Origin of the sequence: Streptomyces sp. NPDC006602 (assembly GCF_042870385.1) — a bacterium.
GTDB lineage: Bacteria > Actinomycetota > Actinomycetes > Streptomycetales > Streptomycetaceae > Streptomyces.
Window position 1 is genome coordinate 215062 of the sequence record NZ_JBIAHG010000008.1, and the last position, 20234, is coordinate 235295.

Below are 20234 nucleotides of genomic sequence, written 5' to 3' on the forward strand. Positions count from 1 at the left end.
CGAGGTGCGGGGAGTGATGGTGGACAAGCCGAAGGTCGTTCTGGGCGTCAGCGGTGGCATCGCCGCGTACAAGGCCTGTGAGCTGCTGCGCAGACTGACCGAGTCCGGGCACGACGTCCGGGTGGTGCCGACCGCCTCCGCCCTGCACTTCGTCGGCGCCGCCACCTGGTCCGCGCTCTCCGGCAACCCGGTCTCGACCGAGGTCTGGGACGACGTCCACGAGGTACCGCACGTCCGCATCGGCCAGCACGCCGACCTGGTGGTCGTCGCCCCGGCCACCGCGGACATGCTCGCCAAGGCCGCCCACGGCCTCGCCGACGACCTCCTCACCAACACCCTGCTCACCGCGCGCTGCCCGGTCGTCTTCGCGCCCGCCATGCACACCGAGATGTGGGAGCACCCGGCCACCCAGGAGAACGTGGCGACGCTGCGCCGCCGGGGCGCCGTGGTCATCGAGCCGGCCGTCGGCCGCCTCACCGGCGTCGACACCGGCAAGGGTCGGCTGCCCGACCCCGCCGAGATCTTCGAGGTCTGCCGCCGTGTGCTCGCCAGGGGAGTGAGGGAACCGGACCTCGTCGGGCGGCATGTCGTCGTCAGCGCCGGTGGCACCCGCGAACCCCTCGACCCCGTGCGCTTCCTCGGCAACCGCTCCTCCGGCAAGCAGGGCTACGCCCTCGCCCGTACCGCCGCCGCCCGCGGCGCCCGGGTCACCCTGGTCGCGGCGAACACCGGCCTGCCCGACCCGGCGGGCGTGGACGTCGTCCCAGTCGGGACGGCCGTACAACTTCGCGAAGCGGTGCTGAAGGCTGCCGCGGACGCCGACGCGGTCGTCATGGCCGCCGCGGTGGCCGACTTCCGGCCGCAGACGTACGCGGCCGGGAAGATCAAGAAGAAGGACGACCAGGACCCGGACCCCATCGTGCTCGTACGGAATCCGGACATCCTCGCGGAGATATCGGCCGACCGGGCCCGCCCGGGCCAGGTGGTCGTCGGCTTCGCCGCCGAGACGGACGACGTGCTGGCCAACGGCCGTACAAAGCTGCGCCGCAAGGGGTGCGACCTCCTCGTGGTGAACGAGGTGGGGGAGCGCAAGACGTTCGGCTCTGAGGAGAACGAGGCCGTCGTGCTGGGCTCCGACGGCAGCGAGACCCCGGTCCCGTACGGTCCGAAGGAAGCCCTGGCCGAAACCGTGTGGGACTTGGTGGCCGAACGCCTGAGCTGAGTGCTTCCTTCGGCTCAAGGATCGTTGGTGCCCCGAGATTGGGGCGTGGCGCCCCTGGCCAAGCCCACTCGTGATTGGGCAGAATGCCCGTGCCGCAGGTCACAGCACTCCCGAGAGGCGAGACAGGGAGGCGGGTGGCCGAGCGCGACCGATAAACTGTTCACCGGACGACGCCGGGCGCAGCCTCCGTCCCGTCCGCCAATGATCAGCCAGCAGCCGCTGCAACCCCAGGGAGCGTTGTGTCCCGTCGCCTGTTCACCTCGGAGTCCGTCACCGAGGGCCACCCCGACAAGATCGCTGACCAGATCAGCGACACCATCCTCGACGCGCTCCTGAAGGAGGACCCGACGTCCCGGGTCGCCGTCGAGACGCTGATCACGACCGGCCTGGTGCACGTGGCCGGTGAGGTCACCACCAAGACCTACGCCCCCATCGCGCAGCTGGTGCGCGACAAGATCCTCGAGATCGGCTACGACTCCTCGAAGAAGGGCTTCGACGGCGCCTCCTGCGGCGTCTCGGTGTCCATCGGCGCGCAGTCCCCGGACATCGCGCAGGGCGTCGACACGGCCTATGAGTCCCGCGTCGAGGGCGACGAGGACGAGCTGGACCGCCAGGGTGCGGGTGACCAGGGCCTGATGTTCGGTTACGCGTGCGACGAAACACCCACCCTGATGCCGCTGCCGATCTTCCTGGCGCACCGCCTGTCCAAGCGCCTGTCCGAGGTCCGCAAGAACGGCACCATCCCCTACCTGCGCCCGGACGGCAAGACGCAGGTCACCATCGAGTACGACGGGGACAAGGCCGTCCGCCTGGACACGGTCGTGGTCTCCTCGCAGCACGCCAGCGACATCGACCTCGAGTCGCTGCTCGCCCCGGACATCCGCGAGTTCGTCGTCGAGGCGGAGCTGAAGGCGCTGCTGGACGACGGCATCAAGCTGGACACCGAGAACTACCGCCTCCTGGTGAACCCGACCGGCCGCTTCGAGATCGGCGGTCCGATGGGCGACGCCGGCCTGACCGGCCGCAAGATCATCATCGACACCTACGGCGGCATGGCCCGTCACGGCGGTGGCGCGTTCTCCGGCAAGGACCCGTCCAAGGTGGACCGTTCGGCCGCGTACGCGATGCGCTGGGTCGCCAAGAACGTCGTCGCCGCGGGCCTCGCCACCCGCTGCGAGGTCCAGGTCGCGTACGCGATCGGCAAGGCCGAGCCGGTCGGCCTGTTCGTGGAGACCTTCGGCACCGCCAAGGTCGACACCGACAGGATCGAGAAGGCGATCGACGAGGTCTTCGACCTCCGTCCGGCCGCCATCATCCGCGACCTCGACCTGCTCCGCCCGATCTACGCCCAGACCGCGGCGTACGGCCACTTCGGCCGCGAGCTCCCCGAGTTCACCTGGGAGAAGACGGACCGCGTGGACGCCCTGCGCAAGGCTGCGGGTCTGTAGGACCGAAGGGCACCCTGTTTCTGTTCGAGGCCCGGCTACCCTGTGGTAGCCGGGCCTCGGTCGCGTTCCGGCGGGTGAAATTGGCTGGCCGCGTGGGCTTGTGGATTCGTAGGCTGGGGATCCTCCCGGTGCGATGGTCGCGGGTACTTCTGTGGAGTGCGCCCAGGGGCGCGCGGTGAAGCCGAGCTTTGCGTACCGCTGCCGCTTTTGATCTCGGGAGGTTCTGAGGCCGGGGGCGTCCGGTGCGAAGGTGACGGATACTTCGGGGCTCGCGAGCCCCCGCGGGTTCGAATCCCGCCGCCGGCCGGGGCAAGTCCCCGGTGGTGTGGCCGAGTGGTCCAAGGCAGAGTGCGCGCCGTCGCCGTCGGGAGACCTCGGGCGCCGTCGGTTGTCAGTGGGGTTTGGTAAGAATGCAAGGGTGAGCAGCGAGAACGGGTCGGTGGACGGTGGGGCCGAGGGGGCGCCGCCCGAGCAGCTTGCGCTCATTCGGGAGACCGTGCGGCAGGCGAAGGCGCCGCGGGCCAAGCCGCGGACCTGGCGGGGGGCCGCGCTCGCCAAGGAACTGCCTGTCGCTCGGGTGCTGGTCGACAAGGGTGTGCTGCACCTCGACCGGTACTTCGACTACGCCGTGCCCGAGGAACTCGATGCGGACGCGCAGCCCGGGGTGCGGGTGCGGGTGCGTTTCGGGGCCGGGCGGCACCGGGTCCGGGACGGGCGGCGTGAGGGCGGCGGGCTGATCGACGGGTTTCTCGTCGAGCGGCTCGCCGAGTCGGACTACTCAGGGCCGCTTGCCGCGCTGGCCCAGGTGGTGTCGCCAGAGCCGGTGCTCAGTGAGGAGTTGCTGGGGCTGGCTCGTGCTGTCGCCGATCGGTACGCGGGGAGTCTTGCCGATGTGCTGCAGCTCGCCGTGCCGCCGCGCAGCGCGCGGGCCGAGCAGCGGCCGTCGCCCGCGCCGCTGCCGCCGCCGAGTGCACCCGAGGCAGGGTCCTGGGGGCGGTACGAGCAGGGAGCCGCGTTTCTCGAGGCGCTGGCCTCCGGGGGTGCGCCGCGAGCCGTGTGGAACGCGTTGCCCAGGCCGGAGTGGAGCGAGGAGCTGGCGCGGACCGTGGGGGCGACGCTGGCGTCCGGGCGCGGTGCGCTGGTCGTGCTGCCGGACGGGCGGGCGGTCGCACGGGTCGACGCCGCGCTGACGGCGTTGCTGGGGGAGGGGCGGCATGCCGTCCTCACCGCCGATGCCGGGCCCGAGAAGCGGTATCGGGAGTGGCTGGCCGTGCGACGGGGGGCTGTACGGGCCGTTGTCGGAACGCGGGCCGCCATGTTCGCGCCCGTTCAGGATCTCGGGCTGGTCGCCATCTGGGAGGACGGCGACGACAGCCACAGCGAACAGCATGCGCCCCAGCCCCATGCCCGGGAGGTGCTGCTGCTGCGGGCCGCGCAGGACAAGTGCGCTTTCCTTCTGGGGAGTTGGAGTTGCACCGTCGAGGCGGCGCAGCTCGTGGAGAGCGGGTGGGCCCGGCCGATCGTCGCCGGTCGGGAGCAGGTGCGGGCCACCGCTCCGCTCGTCCGGACCGTCGGCGACGGCGATCTCGCGCGGGACGAGGCCGCCCGGGCCGCCCGGCTGCCCACCCTCGCCTGGCAGGTCGTCAGAGAGGGGCTGCGGCACGGGCCGGTGCTCGTGCAGGTTCCCCGGCGGGGTTACGTACCGCGGATGGCGTGCGCCAACTGCCGGGCGCCGGCGCGCTGTCGGCACTGCGCCGGACCCCTGGAGGCGCAGGAGTCCGAGACCGCGCTGCGGTGTGGGTGGTGCGGGCGCGACGGAGGGGGCTGGCACTGTCCGGAGTGCGGTGCGTTCCGGTTGCGGGCGCAGGTCGTGGGGGCGCGGCGGACCGCGGAGGAGCTCGGGCGGGCCTTCCCGGCCGTGCCTGTGCGGACCTCCGGGCGTGAGCAGGTGCTGGACACCGTGGCGTCCGCGCCCGCACTGGTGGTGAGTACACCGGGGGCCGAGCCCGTCGCAGAGGGCGGGTACGCGGCCGCGCTGCTGCTGGACGGCTGGGCCATGCTCGGGCGGCCCGATCTGCGCGCCGGCGAGGACGCGTTGCGGCGGTGGATCGGGGCGGCAGCGCTGGTTCGGCCGCAGAGTGCGGGTGGCACCGTCGTGATCGTCGCCGAGCCCACGTTGCGGCCCGTGCAGGCCCTGGTGCGGTGGGACCCCGTCGGCCATGCGGTGCGCGAGCTCGCGGAGCGGGCCGAGCTGGGATTTCCGCCGGTGTCGCGGATGGCGGCCGTGTCGGCGCCCGCGGAGGCGCTCGCCGAGTTTCTGGGAGCGGTGGAAATGCCGTCGGAGGCCGAGGTGTTGGGGCCCGTGCCGGTGCCGGTCACGACCGCCGGGCGTCCGCGACGGGCCGGGGCGCCGCCTCCCGGGGAGCAGTGGGAGCGGGCGCTGATCCGAGTGCCGCCGGGGACGGGGGCGGCACTGGCGGCCGCGCTGAAGGCGGCGCAGGCGGCACGGATGGCGCGTGGGGGTGGCGAGGCGGCGGTTCGGGTGCGGATCGATCCGCCCGATATCGGCTGAGGTAGCGGCTGATAGCGGCTGACAGGGGTGCTTCGCTTATCGGCCACGGCCCGGGTGTCATGCGGCTGCCCTCCCGGATGTGCCGGGAGGGCAGAGGTGGGGTGCCGTCAGCCGTCAGCCGTCAGCCGTTGCGCGGGGTGGGAAAGGCCGTCGGCCTGGCCTCGTCGCGGAGGGACGGGCTGCCCGCCGTCGGCTGGGTCGGCATCGAGCGGGCGGCGGGGACCGTGGGCACGGTGGAGATGCCGGTGCCCACGTTGACCGTGCGGGAGGCCGCGGGTTCCGTGGTCCGCTGGGGCTCGGCCGTCGCCGCCTGGGCCGTGGCGCGGCGGGCGCCGTAACGGCGGTGCACCGCCTGCTTGGTGACTCCGAGGGCCGAACCCACCGCGTCCCACGAGAAGCCGAGTGAGCGGTCGAAGTCCACGGCGGCCGTGACCAGGGTCTCGACACTGTCCCGTAGTTCCTGGGCGAGACGGACCGTGGGGGCGGGGGCGCGTCCGTACACGACGAAGCCCGTGGAGGGGCCGGAGCGGCGCGGGCGGTAGACGTTGCCCAACTGGGCGGTGAGGGTGCGCAGTGCGTCCACCTGCCGGCGGACCCGCTCGATGTCCCGCACCAGCAAGTGCAGGCTGGCCCGAGCCTGGGCGTCGTGGGTTGCGTGGTCGGCCATGAACAAGCCTCTCGAACCGGCGATGAAAAGGATCGGGCCGCGCTATGTGCGGCCCGTGAGGTCAACTCTGTCTTGACCAACGCGTTTACGCTCCGCTGGTCACGGCCGGGGGGCGTATGGGTCTATGCGTGCGCCGGGGGTGGGGGATTTGCGCCTTGGCCTTCGGCCTCGGCTTGGTCTCCCACCAGCGCACCATCCGTTTCCAGTTGGGTACAAGTGGGCCTCTCCTGTGGGGTGGTTCGCCGTCGGCGGCTGTTCCGTGTGTGGTCATAGACTTGGGCGTTGCCCGTGTCCCACTCCGCCCGAGAGGCCCGATCCCACCCATGAAGCTCGTCTTCGCCGGTACCCCCGAGGTCGCCGTTCCCGCTCTGGACGCTCTGCTCGCCTCCGGGCGGCACGAGGTGGCCGCTGTTGTCACGCGGCCCGACGCGCCGGCCGGTCGTGGGCGGAGGCTGGTCGCGTCTCCCGTCGCCGAACGGGCCGAGGAGGCCGGGATCGAGGTGCTGAAGCCCGTCAGGCCGCGGGATCCGGAGTTTCTCGAGCGGCTGCGCGAGATCGCCCCGGACTGCTGTCCCGTCGTCGCCTACGGCGCGCTGCTGCCCCGTGTCGCCCTCGACATCCCCGTTCGCGGCTGGGTCAACCTGCACTTCTCGCTGCTTCCCGCCTGGCGCGGAGCCGCGCCCGTGCAGCAGGCGATCATGGCGGGCGACGAGATCACCGGCGCCTCGACCTTCCTGATCGAGGAGGGGCTCGACTCCGGGCCCGTGTACGGGACGGTGACCGAGGAGATCCGGCCCACCGACACCAGCGGCGACCTGCTGACCCGGCTCGCCTTCGCGGGCTCCGGGCTGCTCGCCGCCACCATGGACGGTATCGAGGACGGCACGCTGAAGGCCGTACCGCAGCCCACGGAGGGCATCACCCTCGCCCCGAAGATCACCGTCGAGGACGCCCAGGTGGACTGGGCGACCCCGTCGCTGCGGGTGGACCGGGTGGTGCGCGGGTGCACGCCGGCGCCCGGCGCCTGGACCACCTTCCGGGGCGAGCGGCTCAAGCTCATTCAGGCCCGGCCCGTGCCCGAGCGGACCGACCTGACTCCCGGTGCGCTGTCCGTCGGCAAGAACGACGTCCATGTCGGCACCGGGTCGTACGCAGTCGAGCTGCTGTGGGTGCAGGCGCAGGGCAAGAAGCCGATGAAGGCCGCCGACTGGGCGCGCGGGGTGCGCATCGCAGAGGGCGAGACCCTCGGCGCGTGAGGCGGGGGGCCGCGGACTTACGCTTGGTGCGTATCCACCTCTGAACCCGGAGCACCTTTTTCGTGAGTGACCAACCCCGTCGGCCCCGCCCCGCAGGCAAGCCCTACCGTCGGCCCCAGAAGGACCCCGTCCGCATCCTCGCCTTCGAGGCGCTGCGGGCCGTGGACGAGCGGGACGCGTACGCCAACCTCGTGCTGCCGCCGCTCCTGCGGAAGGCGCGGGAGAAGGGCGACTTCGAGGCGCGGGACGCGGCGCTCGCGACCGAGCTGGTGTACGGGACGCTGCGGCGCCAGGGGACGTACGACGCCGTCATCGCCGCCTGTGTCGACCGGCCGCTGCGCGAGGTCGACCCGCCGGTGCTCGACGTGCTCAGCCTCGGTGTGCACCAGTTGCTCGGAACGCGGATCCCGACCCATGCCGCCGTGTCCGCGTCCGTCGAGCTCGCCAGGGTGGTACTCGGCGACGGGCGGGCGAAGTTCGTCAACGCCGTGCTGCGCAAGGTCGCGCAGGACGACCTGGACGGGTGGATCGCCAAGGTGGCCCCGCCCTACGAGGACGATCCTGAGGACCACCTCGCCGTGGTGCACTCGCATCCCCGCTGGGTCGTCTCCGCCCTCTGGGACTCGCTCGGCGGCGGGCGCGCCGGGCTCGAGGAACTGCTGGAGGCCGACAACGAGCGGCCCGAGGTGACCCTCGTCGCCCGGCCGGGCCGGTCCACCACCGACGAGCTGCTCCGGGAGGAGGCCGCGGTGGCGGGGCGCTGGTCGCCGTACGCCGTGCGGCTGGCCGAGGGCGGCGAGCCCGGTGCCATCGAGGCCGTACGGGAAGGCCGGGCGGGCGTGCAGGACGAGGGCAGCCAGCTCGTCGCGCTGGCCCTGGCCCACGCGCCCCTCGAAGGGCGTGACGAGAAGTGGCTCGACGGATGTGCCGGACCCGGCGGCAAGGCGGCCCTGCTCGCCGCCCTCGCCGCCGAACGTGGCGCCTTCCTGCTCGCCTCCGAGAAGCAGCCGCACCGGGCCGGGCTCGTCGCCAAGGCACTCGACGGGAACCCCGGGCCCTATCAGGTCATCGCCGCCGACGGGACCCGGCCGCCGTGGCGGCCCGGCTCCTTCGACCGGGTGCTGATGGACGTGCCGTGCACCGGGCTCGGCGCCCTGCGGCGGCGGCCCGAGGCGCGGTGGCGCAGGCGCCCCGAGGACCTCGAGGGGTTCGCGCCGCTGCAGCGCGGCCTGCTGCACAACGCGCTCGAGTCCGTGCGGGTCGGCGGGATCGTCGGCTACGCCACCTGCTCGCCGCATCTCGCCGAGACCCGGGCCGTCGTCGACGACGTGCTCAAGCGGCACCCCGAGGCCGAGTTCATCGACGCCCGGCCGCTGTTGCCCGGCGTACCGGATCTCGGGGACGGCCCCGACGTACAACTGTGGCCGCATCGGCACGGGACCGACGCCATGTATCTGGCGCTCATCCGCAGGACCGGCTGACGACCGGGTGACGCGAAAGGCCGGCTCGCTGCCGAGCCGGCCTTCTCCGTGGGTGCGGTCGGTCAGTCCGTGCCGGACTCCATCGCGGCGCGGTCCAGCATCGCCTCGTCGTCGGAGACCTCGCCGCGGGAGGCGATGGCCTCGGCGCCGCCCTCCGGCATCGTGCCGATCAGCCCGGTCGCGGCCGCCTGGGCGGCACCGATGGCGGTGTTGGCGGTGCCGATCAGGCCGAGCGAGGCGTACTGCTCCAGCTTGGCGCGGGAGTCGGCGATGTCGAGGTTGCGCATGGTGAGCTGGCCGATCCGGTCCACCGGGCCGAACGCGGAGTCCTCGGTGCGCTCCATGGACAGCTTGTCCGGGTGGTAGCTGAACGCCGGGCCCGTGGTGTCGAGGATCGAGTAGTCCTCACCGCGCCGCAGCCGCAGCGTCACCTCGCCGGTGACGGCCGTGCCGACCCAGCGCTGCAGCGACTCGCGCACCATGAGCGCCTGCGGGTCCAGCCAGCGGCCCTCGTACATCAGCCGGCCCAGGCGACGGCCCTCGTTGTGGTACTGGGCGAGGGTGTCCTCGTTGTGGATCGCGTTGACCAGGCGTTCGTACGCCGCGTGCAGGAGGGCCATGCCGGGCGCCTCGTAGATGCCGCGGCTCTTGGCCTCGATGATCCGGTTCTCGATCTGGTCGGACATGCCCATGCCGTGGCGGCCGCCGATGGCGTTGGCCTCCATCACCAGGTCGACGGGGGTGGCGAACTCCTTGCCGTTGATCGTCACCGGGCGGCCCTGGTCGAAGCCGATCGTCACGTCCTCGGTGACGATCTCGACCTCCGGGTCCCAGAACCGCACGCCCATGATCGGCTGCACGGTCTCCACGCCGGTGTCGAGGTGCTCAAGCGTCTTGGCCTCGTGGGTGGCGCCCCAGATGTTGGCGTCGGTGGAGTACGCCTTCTCCGTGCTGTCGCGGTAGGGCAGCTCGTGGGCGAGCAGCCACTCCGACATCTCCTTGCGGCCGCCGAGCTCGGTCACGAAGTCCGCGTCCAGCCAGGGCTTGTAGATCCGCAGGTGCGGGTTGGCGAGCAGGCCGTAGCGGTAGAACCGCTCGATGTCGTTGCCCTTGAAGGTCGAGCCGTCGCCCCAGATCTGGACGTCGTCCTCGAGCATCGCCCGCACCAGGAGGGTGCCTGTGACGGCACGGCCGAGCGGCGTGGTGTTGAAGTAGGCGCGCCCGCCCGAGCGGATGTGGAACGCCCCGCAGGTGAGCGCGGCCAGGCCCTCCTCGACCAGCGCCGCGCGGCAGTCGACCAGGCGCGCGATCTCGGCACCGTAGGTCTTCGCGCGGCCGGGCACCGAGGCGATGTCGGGCTCGTCGTACTGGCCGATGTCGGCGGTGTAGGTGCACGGGACGGCACCCTTGTCGCGCATCCACGCGACCGCGACCGAGGTGTCGAGCCCGCCCGAGAAGGCGATGCCGACGCGCTCGCCGGCGGGAAGGGAGGTGAGGACCTTAGACATAGGAAGAGTATGCATAATCGCGCATGATCATGCAAAGGGGGGTGCGGGTCTCATGTGATGCGTTCAAACATGGGGTCGGGTCCTGTACGCGGTCGGGTCGGGTCGTCCTATCCCCTCGGGCCGGACTGGCTCACCTTCTCCGTCTCGGTCACCGCTGCCGCGCCGCCGTCCTCCCGTGCCAGGCGGTGCGGCCACCACACCTTCGGGCCGACGTCGAGGAACAGGGACGTCACGAGTACCGACCGCACGATGAACGTGTCGAGCAGCACGCCCAGGGCCACCGCGAAGCCCAGTTCCGCGAAGGCGACCATCGGGAGGGTGGCGAGGGCGGCGAAGGTGCCCGCGAGGACCAGGCCCGCCGAGGTGATGACCGAACCGGTCGCGGCCAGGCCGGTCAGCGCGCCCTTGCGCGTGCCCTGGCGGGCGGCCTCCTCGCGGATGCGGGTGGTCAGGAAGATGTTGTAGTCGATGCCCAGGGCGACCAGGAACACGAAGACGAACAGGGGGAAGTCCGTCGACTCGCCCGCGTAGTCGAAGACGTACCGGAAGGCGAGCGCGCTGATGCCGAGCGCCGCCGCGAACGACAGGATGACCGTCCCGACCAGCAGCAGCGGGGCGATCAGCGCCCGCAGCAGCAGGCACAGGATCAGCATGACGACGACCAGTACCAGCGGGATGATCAGGATGTTGTCGTGCGTGGTCGCCCTGTCCATGTCCAGCAGGGATGCCGTACCGCCGCCCACCTGGGCGTCGGCGTCCGGCACCGTGTGCACGGCGTCCCGGACCCGCTCCACGGTCTGTTTCGCGGCCTCGCTGTCGGCCGGGTCGGTCATGGTGGCCTCGAAGAGGACCTTGCCCTCGAAGGACGGCTTGGTACCCGGTGGCAGGCCGAGCGACTCGGGGACGACTCCCCGGGTGCCGGCGACCGCCTCGCCGACCTGTCGTGCCTGCGCCTGGTTGCTGACGACGACGAGCGGATCGCCGCTGCCCGCCGGGAAGTAGCGCGCCGAGACCTCCTGGCCGACGATCGAGTCCGGCTTCCCGGTGAACGCGTCCGCGTTGCCGATGCCCTCGGCGCGCAGCTGGATCAGGCCGAGCGAGCAGATCACCAGCACCGCCGCGGTGACGCCCCAGACCATGCGTGGGCGGACGGCGATACGGCGGCCCATGCGGGCCCAGACGCCCCGGTCGGCCGGGTTCGGCGTGCCCAGGTGCGGGATCGCCGGCCAGAAGATCCAGCGGCCGAAGATCACCAACAGGGCGGGGAACAGCGTCATCATCGCCAGCAGGGCGACCGCGACCCCGATCGCGGCGACCGGACCGAGGCCGCGCGTGGAGTTCATGTCGGCGGCGAGCAGCACCAGCATGCTCAGGACGACGGTGGCGCCGGAGGCGAGGACCGCCGGGCCCGCGCGGTGCAGCGCCAGGGCCATGGCCTCGTGCCGGTCCTCGTGGCGGCGCAGCTCCTCCCGGTACCGGGCGACGAGCAGGAGGGCATAGTCCGTCCCCGCGCCGAACACCAGCACTGTCAGGATGCCCGCGCTCTGGCCGTTGACCGTCAGGCCCGCGTGTTCCGCCAGGAAGTAGATCAGGGCCTGCGCGGCGAACAGCGCGGCGATCACCGAGAGCAGGGGGACCAGGATGAGGGTGGGGCTGCGGTAGGTGAGCAGCAGCATCACGATGACGACGCTCATCGCCGAGATCAGCAGCGTCGAGTCGATGCCCTCGAAGGCCTCGGAGAAGTCGGCGGACGTACCGCCCGGGCCGGTGATGTGCACGGCGAGCCCGTCGCCGCCCTTGCCCGAGATGTCGCGGATCGAGTCCACCGCGGGCGCGATCCGCTCCCAGCCCTTCTCGTCCATCGTGATCGGTACGAGGATCTGGGCGGCGCGCGGGTCGGTCTGCCGGTCGTAGACCGGGCCCCTTGTCTCGGCGCCGCGGATGCCGTGGTCGGTCAGCCGCTTGAGCTGGGCCGTGTCCTCGGTGATCTGCGCCCGGTCCTGGGCGGTCAGGCCGTCCTCGCGGGCGTACACCACGACCGCGGGAATCTGCTCCGGCCTGAAATCCTCGGAAAGCTGCAGGACTTGGGTGGACTCGGCGGATCCGGGCAGCCAAGAGGCCGCGTCGTTGTCCTGCGCGTCGGTGAGCTTCTGGGCGAAGGGCGCCGTCAGGAACAGCGCCACCAGCCACAGCGCCAGCACCAGCCACTTGGCACGCCGCCCGCACACCAGATGTGCGCTGCCCCGCTGCCCCGACCGCTGTCCCTGCCTGTTCTCCCGGATCTCCGTCATGGCCACCCCCGCAGCCGCATATCGACCGGATCGGCCGCCCAGCATGGCACGCGCGGGCCCCGCACAACATCCGATGAACGGCTTAGCTGTGGACCGACGCGAACATTCGTCCCTGGGCATGGCACGCTTGGGGCATGGCCGCGCAGATCAACCCCAGCATCCTGTCCGCCGACTTCGCCCGTCTCGCGGACGAGGCCAAGGCGGTCGCAGGAGCCGACTGGCTCCACGTCGACGTCATGGACAACCATTTCGTCCCGAACCTCACGCTCGGTGTGCCGGTCGTAGAGTCTTTGGCCCGTGCGACGGACACTCCGCTGGACTGCCATCTGATGATCGAGGCCCCCGATCGGTGGGCGCCCCAGTACGTCGAGGCGGGGGCCGGTTCCGTCACCTTCCACGTCGAGGCGGCCGCCGCCCCCGTCCGGCTGGCCCGGGAAATCCGCGCCAAGGGCGCCCGCGCCTCCATGGCGCTGAAGCCCGCGACGCCCATCGAGCCGTACGAGGACCTGCTCCCCGAGCTCGACATGCTGCTGATCATGACCGTCGAACCGGGCTTCGGGGGACAGGCGTTTCTCGACATCATGCTTCCGAAGATTCGCCGCACCCGCGAGTTGATCAGCAAGCACGGTCTTGAGCTGTGGCTCCAGGTCGACGGCGGCGTCTCGGCCGCCACCATCGAGCGCTGCGCGGACGCGGGAGCCGACGTCTTCGTCGCCGGCTCGGCCGTCTACGGGGCATCGGACCCGGCCGAGGCGGTACGTGCACTGCGCACGCAGGCGGAGGGGGCAACGGCCAAGGCCTCCTGGGCATGCGGCCACTGAACCACGGGAACGTGAACGGCTCTCATCAGGGCTGATCAAGTGCGCCGGATCTGCAAGGATGAACGGCGAATCCAGAATGTGAACAGCAGTGAGGAGATCGCCGTGTCGGGTATGTCGGCGGGCCGGTCAGCCATGCGGATGGGACCCGCTGAGCTGGTGCAGGCGGCGGCCATGGCCCGCCGCTTCTACCTCGAGGGCAAATCCAAGATCCAGATCGCGGAGGAGTTCGGCGTCAGCCGCTTCAAAGTGGCCCGGGTCCTGGAGACCGCTCTCGAACGGGATCTCGTACGCATCGAGATCCGCGTGCCGGCCGAGCTGGACGCGGAGCGCTCGGACGCGCTTCGCGCCCGCTACGGCCTCAGGCACGCAGTGGTGGTCGAGTCCCCGGCCGAGGCCCAGGATTCGCCCGATCCCGAGAACCTGGGGGAAGTGGCCGCCGACCTGCTCGGCGAGCTCGTGAACGAAGGTGATGTGCTGGGACTGGCCTGGGGCCGGTCCACCATTCACATGGCGGCGGCGCTGGACCGGCTGCCGCCGTGCACGGTGGTCCAGTTGACGGGTGTGTACGACGCCGGAACCGCCGAGCGCGGTTCGGTGGAGGCGGTTCGGCGCGCCGCACAGGTGTCGGGCGGCGACGCCCACCCCATCTACGCGCCGATGCTGCTGCCGGACGCGGCGACCGCGGCCGCGCTGCGCAATCAGACCGGGATCGCCCGGGCCTTCGAGTACTTCGACAAGGTCACGGTCGCCTGCGTCTCCATCGGCTCGTGGGAGCCGGGCATCTCGACGGTGCACGACATGCTCAGCGACGAGGAGCGCTCGCACTACGCCTCGCTCGGTGTCGCCGCGGAGATGTCCGCGCACCTCTTCGACGCCGAGGGCCGCCGGGTCGGACGGGACCTGGGCGAGCGGTGCATCACCGTCAAGGCCGACCAGCTCCGCCGTATCCCCGAGGTCGTCGCGATCGCGGGCGGGCAGCGCAAGGCGGCCGCGATCGACGCGGTGCTGCGGTCCGGGCTCGTCACCAGCCTGGTGACGGACACCTCGGCCGCGGACTCGCTGATGACTGCGGGAGCGCCGCCGAAGCCGGCGCTCAACCGGGCCGACCCCGACGGGATCTGACGTCCCGTCCGCAACGAGGCGGTCGTGGTGGTACGCCGCCACGGCCGCCCCGCTTCGTGGTCCACTGCACCGACGATCACCCCGACTCCTCTGCTGATCGTCGTACGGAACTGGGAGCCGTACGCGAAGGCTCTCCCGGAGGAACGGGAGATCGCTCAGGAGGTGTTCTCCGAGGCAGCGGGCCGGACGCGGGCGCTGACCGTGGCGCTCGCCCTTGGAGGTTCCTCCCAAGGACCCTCTGACCTGGCTGGATGATCTGCCCGTGTATCCCGTTCCGGCCGACATGGGACAATGAAGTACGTGCTCTTCCCCCTGGCTGACCTGTCCGGGGGCCACCTCTGATCGACTGGGATGTGCAGCACGTGCGTTTCCTCAATGACATCCAGCCCCCGTACGACCTGACGTACGACGACGTGTTCATGGTCCCGAGCCGCAGCGCGGTCGGCTCGCGACAGGGCGTGGACCTCAGCTCGCCGGACGGCACGGGCACCACCATCCCGCTGGTCGTCGCCAACATGACCGCGATCGCCGGGCGCCGGATGGCCGAGACGATGGCGCGGCGCGGCGGACTGGTGGTCATCCCGCAGGACATCCCGATCGACGTCGTCACCGAGGTCGTGTCCTGGGTGAAGAGCCGCCACCACGTCCTGGACACCCCGATCGTGCTGGCCCCGCACCAGACCGTCGCCGACGCGCTGTCCCTGCTGCCCAAGCGCGCGCACAACGCCGGCGTGGTCGTCGACGAGGAGCAGCGGCCCGTCGGTGTCGTCACCGACCGGGACCTGACCGGCGTGGACCGCTTCACCCAGCTCGAAGTGGTCATGTCCAAGGACCTCCTGCTGCTCGACGCGGACATCGATCCGCGCGAGGCCTTCAACCGGCTGGACCACGCCAACCGCCGCTACGCGCCCGCCGTCGACCAGGACGGCCGCCTCGCCGGCATCCTCACCCGCAAGGGCGCCCTGCGCGCCACGCTCTACACACCGGCCGTGGACGCGCACGGCAGGCTGCGCATCGCCGCCGCCGTCGGCATCAACGGCGACGCCCCGGCCAAGGCCAAGCAGCTGCTGGACGCGGGCGTCGACACGCTCGTCATCGACACGGCGCACGGCCACCAGGAGTCGATGATCAACACGATCAGGCTGGTGCGGGGTCTCGACCCGCAGGTCCCCGTCGTCGCGGGCAACATCGTCGCCGCCGAGGGCGTCAGGGACCTCGTCGAGGCCGGTGCCGACATCGTCAAGGTCGGTGTGGGCCCCGGCGCCATGTGCACCACCCGCATGATGACCGGCGTGGGCCGGCCGCAGTTCTCCGCGGTCATGGAGTGCGCCGCCGAGGCGAAGAAGTACGGCAAGCACGTGTGGGCCGACGGCGGTGTCCGCCACCCGCGCGATGTCGCCATGGCGCTGGCCGCCGGTGCGTCCAACGTGATGATCGGGTCCTGGTTCGCCGGCACCTACGAGTCCCCGGGCGACCTCCAGCAGGACGCGAACGGCCGCCTCTACAAGGAGTCGTTCGGCATGGCGTCCGCGCGTGCCGTGGCCAACCGCACGTCGGAGGAGTCGGCCTACGACCGCGCTCGCAAGGCGCTGTTCGAGGAGGGCATCTCCACCTCCCGCATGTTCCTCGACCCGGACCGCCCGGGCGTCGAGGACCTGATCGACTCGATCATCGCGGGCCTCCGCTCCTCCTGCACCTACGCGGGGGCCGGCTCCTTGGAGGAGTTCGCCGAGAAGGCCGTCGTCGGCATCCAGAGCGCGGCCGGCTACGCCGAGGGCAAGCCGCTGCACGCCAGCTGGATGTGAGCGGCTCCCTTCGGTACGGCCCCCGTTGTCCCCGCTCGCCGGGGAAAAACCGGGGGCCGTCCGGGCGGCCGGCCGCTACCGTCGGGTGAATGGAGATCACCGTCTGCGCGCCCGCCGACGTGGCGCTGCTCGACCAGCACATGGGCTCGCCCGGCGTCACCTCGTTCCATGCCCGGCGCTTCGCGCGGCAGGAGGCGGGGGAGTGCACGTACCTCGTCGCCTGGCTGGACGGGCGGCCCGTGGGGCACACGGAGATGCGCTGGCTCGGCTGCGCGGCGCCCGACGTCACGGTGGACTGCCCCGAGATCGGCGGGCTGGGCGTGTGGCCGGAGGAACTCCGCTCGCGCGGCATCGGCACGGCGCTGATCCGCGCCGCCGAGGACCTGGCCCGGGAGCGGCGTCTGACGACGGTCGGCATCGGCGTCGGAAGGGACAATCCGCGCGCGGCCGCCCTCTACGCCAGGCTCGGCTACCGCTCCCTCGTCGACTACGTCGACCGGTACGCGTACGAGGACCACGACGGCACGACGCGTGAATGCGTCGAGCAGTGCACCTTCCTCGTCAAAGAGCTGCCACAAGGGTGCTGATCAGGGCCCTGTGCAAGGGTCGAAACTCTCCGCGCAACGAACGCCCGCTCATCCGCCGTCAACGCAACGATCTTGCGGAGATGCGCAAGGTTGCCGCATTACGACCGTGATGGCCTGGCTCATAGGGTCATGCCCTGTACGTGGCGTGGCGGGGACCCCGCTCGGTGGGTTCCTGCTCTCGCAGGGGTGCCGCCGGTCCCCGCCGCCCTCAGTGGCAGCGACGAAGGAGTCAGCGCGTGCTCGACCAAGGCGCACCCCCGCAACAGCGCAGTCAGAACGGGCCCTCGTCCCCGGGCCTCGGTGCGAGCCTCATGCGTCGCAAGCCGGTGGAACGCCTGGTCGCGGAGGGCGGCCAGGGCGAGGGAGGCAGTCTGCGCCGCTCCCTGGGACTCTGGCAGCTGACCATGATCAGCATCGGGGCCACCCTCGGCACCGGCATCTTCGTCGTCCTCGGCGAGGCCGTTCCCAAGGCCGGCCCGGCCGTCACCCTCTCCTTCGTGATCGCCGGACTGACCGCGCTCTTCTCGGCCCTGTCCTACGCCGAACTGGCCGGCACCATCCCGGTCGCCGGATCCTCGTACTCCTACGCGTACGCCACCATGGGCGAGCTGGTCGCCTGGATCTGCGGCTGGTGCCTGGTCCTCGAATACGGCGTCTCGGTCGCCGCCGTCGCCGTCGGCTGGGGCGAGTACCTGAACGAGCTGCTCGACGGGACCCTCGGCGTCACCATCCCGGACGCGCTGTCCGCCCCGCCCGGCGACGGCGGCGTCTTCAACCTGCCGGCGCTGATCGTCGTCCTGCTCGCCATGGCGTTCCTGCTCGGCGGCGCCCGCGAGTCCGCCCGCGCCAACACCGTCATGGTCGTCGTGAAGATCGCCGCGCTGGTGCTGTTCTGCGCGATCGGCGTCCAGGGCTTCCGCTCCGGCAACTACGAGAACTTCATGCCGCTCGGCATGGCCGGGGTCAGCGCGGCCGGGGCGACGCTGTTCTTCTCGTACATCGGCTTCGACGCCGCCTCCACCGCCGGCGAGGAGGCGAAGAACGCGCAGCGCGACCTGCCCCGCGCGATCATGCTCTCGCTCGTCATCGTGACCGCGCTGTACGTCCTGGTCGCGGCCGTCGCCGTCGGCGCGAAGCCCTGGCAGCGGTTCACGGACTCCGAGGCCGCGCTCGCCCAGATCATGCGCGAGGTCACCGGCCAGACATTCTGGGGCACCCTGCTGGCGTTCTGCGCGGTCATCGCCATCGCGAGCGTCGTCCTGACCGTCCTGTACGGCCAGACCCGCATCCTCTTCGCGATGTCCCGGGACGGGCTGATGCCCAAGGTGTTCGGCCGCGTCCACCCGAAGACCGGCGCGCCGCGCGCCAACACGGTGATCGTGTCCCTGTTCTGCGGTGTGCTGGCCGCGGCCGTCCCGCTCGGCCAACTGGCCGACGCCACCAGCATCGGCACGCTCTTCGCCTTCGGGCTGGTCAACATCGCCGTCATGGTGCTGCGCCGGACCCACCCCGACATGCCCCGCACCTTCCGGGTGCCGCTGTCACCGGTCCTGCCCGCCCTGGGCCTCGGCTTCTGCGTGTGGATGATGGGCAGCCTCTCGGCGATCACCTGGGTGGTCTTCGGGGTCTGGATGGCCGTCGGGCTCGTGTTCTACTTCGGGTACGGCCATCGCCGCTCCCGTCTTGTCCAACCTGAAGCGAAGTGAACCACCCGCAGTGCTGAACGATCTCGACGAACGCATCGTGCACGCCCTCGCCGAGGACGCCCGTCGCTCCTACGCGGACATCGGGCAACTGGTCGGCCTGTCCGCGCCCGCCGTGAAACGGCGCGTGGACCGGCTGCGCGCCACCGGAGCCATCACCGGCTTCACCGTACGGGTGGACCCCTCGGCCCTCGGCTGGGAGACCGAGGGGTTCGTCGAGATCTACTGCCGGCACAACACCTCGCCGGACACCATCCGGCGGGGCCTGGAGCGCTACCAGGAGGTCGTGGCCGCGTCGACCGTCACAGGTGACGCGGACGCGGTCGTCCAGGTCTTCGCCTCCGACATGCGGCACTTCGAACGGGTGCTGGAGCGGATCGCGGGGGAGCCGTTCGTGGAGCGCACGAAGTCCGTGCTGGTGCTGTCGCCGTTGCTGCGGAGGTTCTCGTCCGGGTCGCCGACCTGACCTACTCCGCCTTGCGACGGATCGCGGACAGCAGGCGTCCGGTGAGTGCGGCGTGCGCGCCCGAGGAGATGACCAGCAACCGGTAGAGACCGCCGCCCGGGCCGGGGAACCTGGCCCGGGTCTCGGCCCGCAGCCGGGTGCGGCCCGGGCCCGCCTCGTCGAGGCGAAAGACCAGGGCGTACGTCGAGAAGTAGTGGCGGCCGATCAGGACCAGTTCCCGGCCCCGGTCCGCGGAGGCCACCCGGAAGCCGGGCACCGTCGAGCCCTCGGCCAGCGGCCGGGGCCCGGAGGCCGTACGGTCCGCGCAGCCCACGAGGCGCGCGTAACCGGGTTCGAGTGAGGAGTGGTCCAGGACGTCGCCGATGCCGCGCCAGACGGCTTCGGCGTCCGCCGCGATGACGGTGGCGTGTTCGTCGACGTACGGCAGGGTGGCGATCTCCATGAGGGCTCCTTCAGTCGGCCGTCTTGCGGGCGAGCGCGTTGTTCCCTATCGAGTTGTGCACGCTGAAGCTGACCGCGTCCGAGCGGTAGCGGTCGTCGGACCACTCCACCGGGCGCCCTTCGCGGGTCGTCGTCACCCGGCGGACGCGCAGCAGTGGACTCGTCCGGCGGATGCCCAGCAGCTCCGCGTCCCGGGCGCCCGCCGCCACCGCGTCGATGACGTGCTCACCGTAGGCGAAGACCAGGCCGGTGTCGTCGAGAAGTCGCTGGGTGACCGAGGGACAGTCCGGCTCGATCGGCTCGACGGCGGGGGCGATCCAGTCGGCGTACACGGTCCGCTCCAGGAGGACCGCCTCGCCGTCCAGGCCGCGCAGCCGCAGGACGTGCAACACCGCGGCGCCCTCGGGCAGTTGGAGACGCACGGCGTCCTCGGCGGTCGCCGGACGGTACTCCTGCGCGACCACCCGGCCACTCGCCTCGCGGCCCATCGCGCGGGCCCACTGGGCGAAGCTGCGCAGTTCGGCGAAGCTCTGGCTGCGCCGGCTGGCCAGGACCACGCGGCGGGCGCCCTGGCGCGAGCCGATGAGCCCGTCGGCGGTGAGCGCCGCGACGGCCTGGCGGACGGTGCCGCGCGAGACGCCGTAGTGGGCCGCGAGCTCCGTCTCGGCGGGCAGCAGGCTGCCGACGGTGTACTCCTCGCGGTCGATCGCCCGGCGCAGTTCGTCGGCGATCTCCTCGTGTCGCGCCGCCATGCTCCCCCTCTGGGTCGGCTTCTGTGCACAGCGTGACCAGCGTAGTCGAGATTCGGTGAAGATCGGGGGCGGCCGCGATTGTGCAGGAATCC

The 20234-nt window shown here is 71.6% G+C and carries 17 protein-coding genes; 12 read left to right on the top strand and 5 right to left on the bottom strand.

Going from position 1 to position 20234, the window contains the following annotated elements; genetic code table 11:
- Positions 1-19 precede the first annotated feature (19 nt).
- From coaBC to ACFYO2_RS22590, 3 genes are all read left to right on the top strand, one after another.
- Complete coding sequence (gene coaBC / locus ACFYO2_RS22580; protein WP_388352015.1) at positions 20-1222, top strand: bifunctional phosphopantothenoylcysteine decarboxylase/phosphopantothenate--cysteine ligase CoaBC; 1203 nt, start codon at positions 20-22, stop codon at positions 1220-1222.
- 239 nt (positions 1223-1461) lie between these two features.
- Positions 1462-2670, top strand: a complete 1209-nt coding sequence (gene metK, locus ACFYO2_RS22585; protein WP_388351779.1) for a methionine adenosyltransferase — start codon at positions 1462-1464, stop codon at positions 2668-2670.
- Between the two features lie 418 nt (positions 2671-3088).
- Positions 3089-5242, top strand: coding sequence for a primosomal protein N' (locus tag ACFYO2_RS22590; protein ID WP_388351782.1), 2154 nt, complete (start codon positions 3089-3091; stop codon positions 5240-5242).
- Between the two features lie 121 nt (positions 5243-5363).
- Here the strand turns inward: ACFYO2_RS22590 and ACFYO2_RS22595 are convergent, their stop codons facing one another.
- Positions 5364-5909, bottom strand: a complete 546-nt coding sequence (locus tag ACFYO2_RS22595; protein ID WP_388351784.1) for a hypothetical protein — start codon at positions 5907-5909, stop codon at positions 5364-5366.
- A gap of 323 nt (positions 5910-6232) precedes the next feature.
- Between ACFYO2_RS22595 and fmt the strand changes: the two genes are divergently transcribed.
- Positions 6233-7165 (top strand): methionyl-tRNA formyltransferase, encoded by a 933-nt coding sequence (gene fmt / locus ACFYO2_RS22600; protein WP_388351787.1) that lies wholly within the window; start codon positions 6233-6235, stop codon positions 7163-7165.
- A 62-nt stretch (positions 7166-7227) separates the two neighbouring features.
- On the top strand, positions 7228-8646 hold the full coding sequence (locus ACFYO2_RS22605) for an RsmB/NOP family class I SAM-dependent RNA methyltransferase (RefSeq protein WP_388351789.1): 1419 nt from the start codon (positions 7228-7230) through the stop codon (positions 8644-8646).
- 62 nt (positions 8647-8708) lie between these two features.
- Here the strand turns inward: ACFYO2_RS22605 and argG are convergent, their stop codons facing one another.
- Together argG and ACFYO2_RS22615 are read right to left on the bottom strand one after the other, a co-directional pair.
- Positions 8709-10154 carry an argininosuccinate synthase gene (gene argG, locus ACFYO2_RS22610; RefSeq protein ID WP_388351792.1) on the bottom strand — a complete coding sequence of 482 codons (1446 nt, stop codon included), beginning with the start codon at positions 10152-10154 and terminating at the stop codon, positions 8709-8711.
- Positions 10155-10261: 107 nt separating this feature from the next.
- A complete protein-coding gene (locus ACFYO2_RS22615; RefSeq protein WP_388351795.1) occupies positions 10262-12445 on the bottom strand; it encodes an MMPL family transporter in 2184 nt (727 codons plus the stop codon).
- 134 nt (positions 12446-12579) lie between these two features.
- Between ACFYO2_RS22615 and rpe the strand changes: the two genes are divergently transcribed.
- From rpe to ACFYO2_RS22650, 7 genes are all read left to right on the top strand, one after another.
- Complete coding sequence (gene rpe / locus ACFYO2_RS22620) at positions 12580-13266, top strand: ribulose-phosphate 3-epimerase (RefSeq protein WP_388351798.1); 687 nt, start codon at positions 12580-12582, stop codon at positions 13264-13266.
- A 78-nt stretch (positions 13267-13344) separates the two neighbouring features.
- Positions 13345-14388 (top strand): sugar-binding transcriptional regulator, encoded by a 1044-nt coding sequence (locus ACFYO2_RS22625; RefSeq protein WP_388351801.1) that lies wholly within the window; start codon positions 13345-13347, stop codon positions 14386-14388.
- Between the two features lie 24 nt (positions 14389-14412).
- Positions 14413-14643 (top strand): hypothetical protein, encoded by a 231-nt coding sequence (locus tag ACFYO2_RS22630; RefSeq protein WP_388351804.1) that lies wholly within the window; start codon positions 14413-14415, stop codon positions 14641-14643.
- A 107-nt stretch (positions 14644-14750) separates the two neighbouring features.
- The gene (locus ACFYO2_RS22635) at positions 14751-16193 is read left to right on the top strand and encodes a GuaB1 family IMP dehydrogenase-related protein (RefSeq protein ID WP_388351807.1); all 1443 of its coding nucleotides are present in this window, start codon (positions 14751-14753) and stop codon (positions 16191-16193) included.
- Positions 16194-16282: 89 nt separating this feature from the next.
- Positions 16283-16780, top strand: a complete 498-nt coding sequence (locus ACFYO2_RS22640; RefSeq protein ID WP_388351810.1) for a GNAT family N-acetyltransferase — start codon at positions 16283-16285, stop codon at positions 16778-16780.
- Between the two features lie 236 nt (positions 16781-17016).
- A complete protein-coding gene (locus ACFYO2_RS22645; protein WP_388351813.1) occupies positions 17017-18486 on the top strand; it encodes an amino acid permease in 1470 nt (489 codons plus the stop codon).
- A 10-nt stretch (positions 18487-18496) separates the two neighbouring features.
- Positions 18497-18949: an Lrp/AsnC family transcriptional regulator gene (locus ACFYO2_RS22650; protein ID WP_048581051.1), complete on the top strand. Its 453-nt coding sequence runs from the start codon at positions 18497-18499 to the stop codon at positions 18947-18949.
- Between the two features lies 1 nt (position 18950).
- Here ACFYO2_RS22650 and ACFYO2_RS22655 read toward each other — a convergent pair whose 3' ends face one another.
- Together ACFYO2_RS22655 and ACFYO2_RS22660 are read right to left on the bottom strand one after the other, a co-directional pair.
- Positions 18951-19391, bottom strand: a complete 441-nt coding sequence (locus tag ACFYO2_RS22655) for a hypothetical protein (RefSeq protein ID WP_388351817.1) — start codon at positions 19389-19391, stop codon at positions 18951-18953.
- A 10-nt stretch (positions 19392-19401) separates the two neighbouring features.
- Positions 19402-20142 carry a GntR family transcriptional regulator gene (locus tag ACFYO2_RS22660; RefSeq protein ID WP_388351820.1) on the bottom strand — a complete coding sequence of 247 codons (741 nt, stop codon included), beginning with the start codon at positions 20140-20142 and terminating at the stop codon, positions 19402-19404.
- Positions 20143-20234 lie beyond the last annotated feature (92 nt).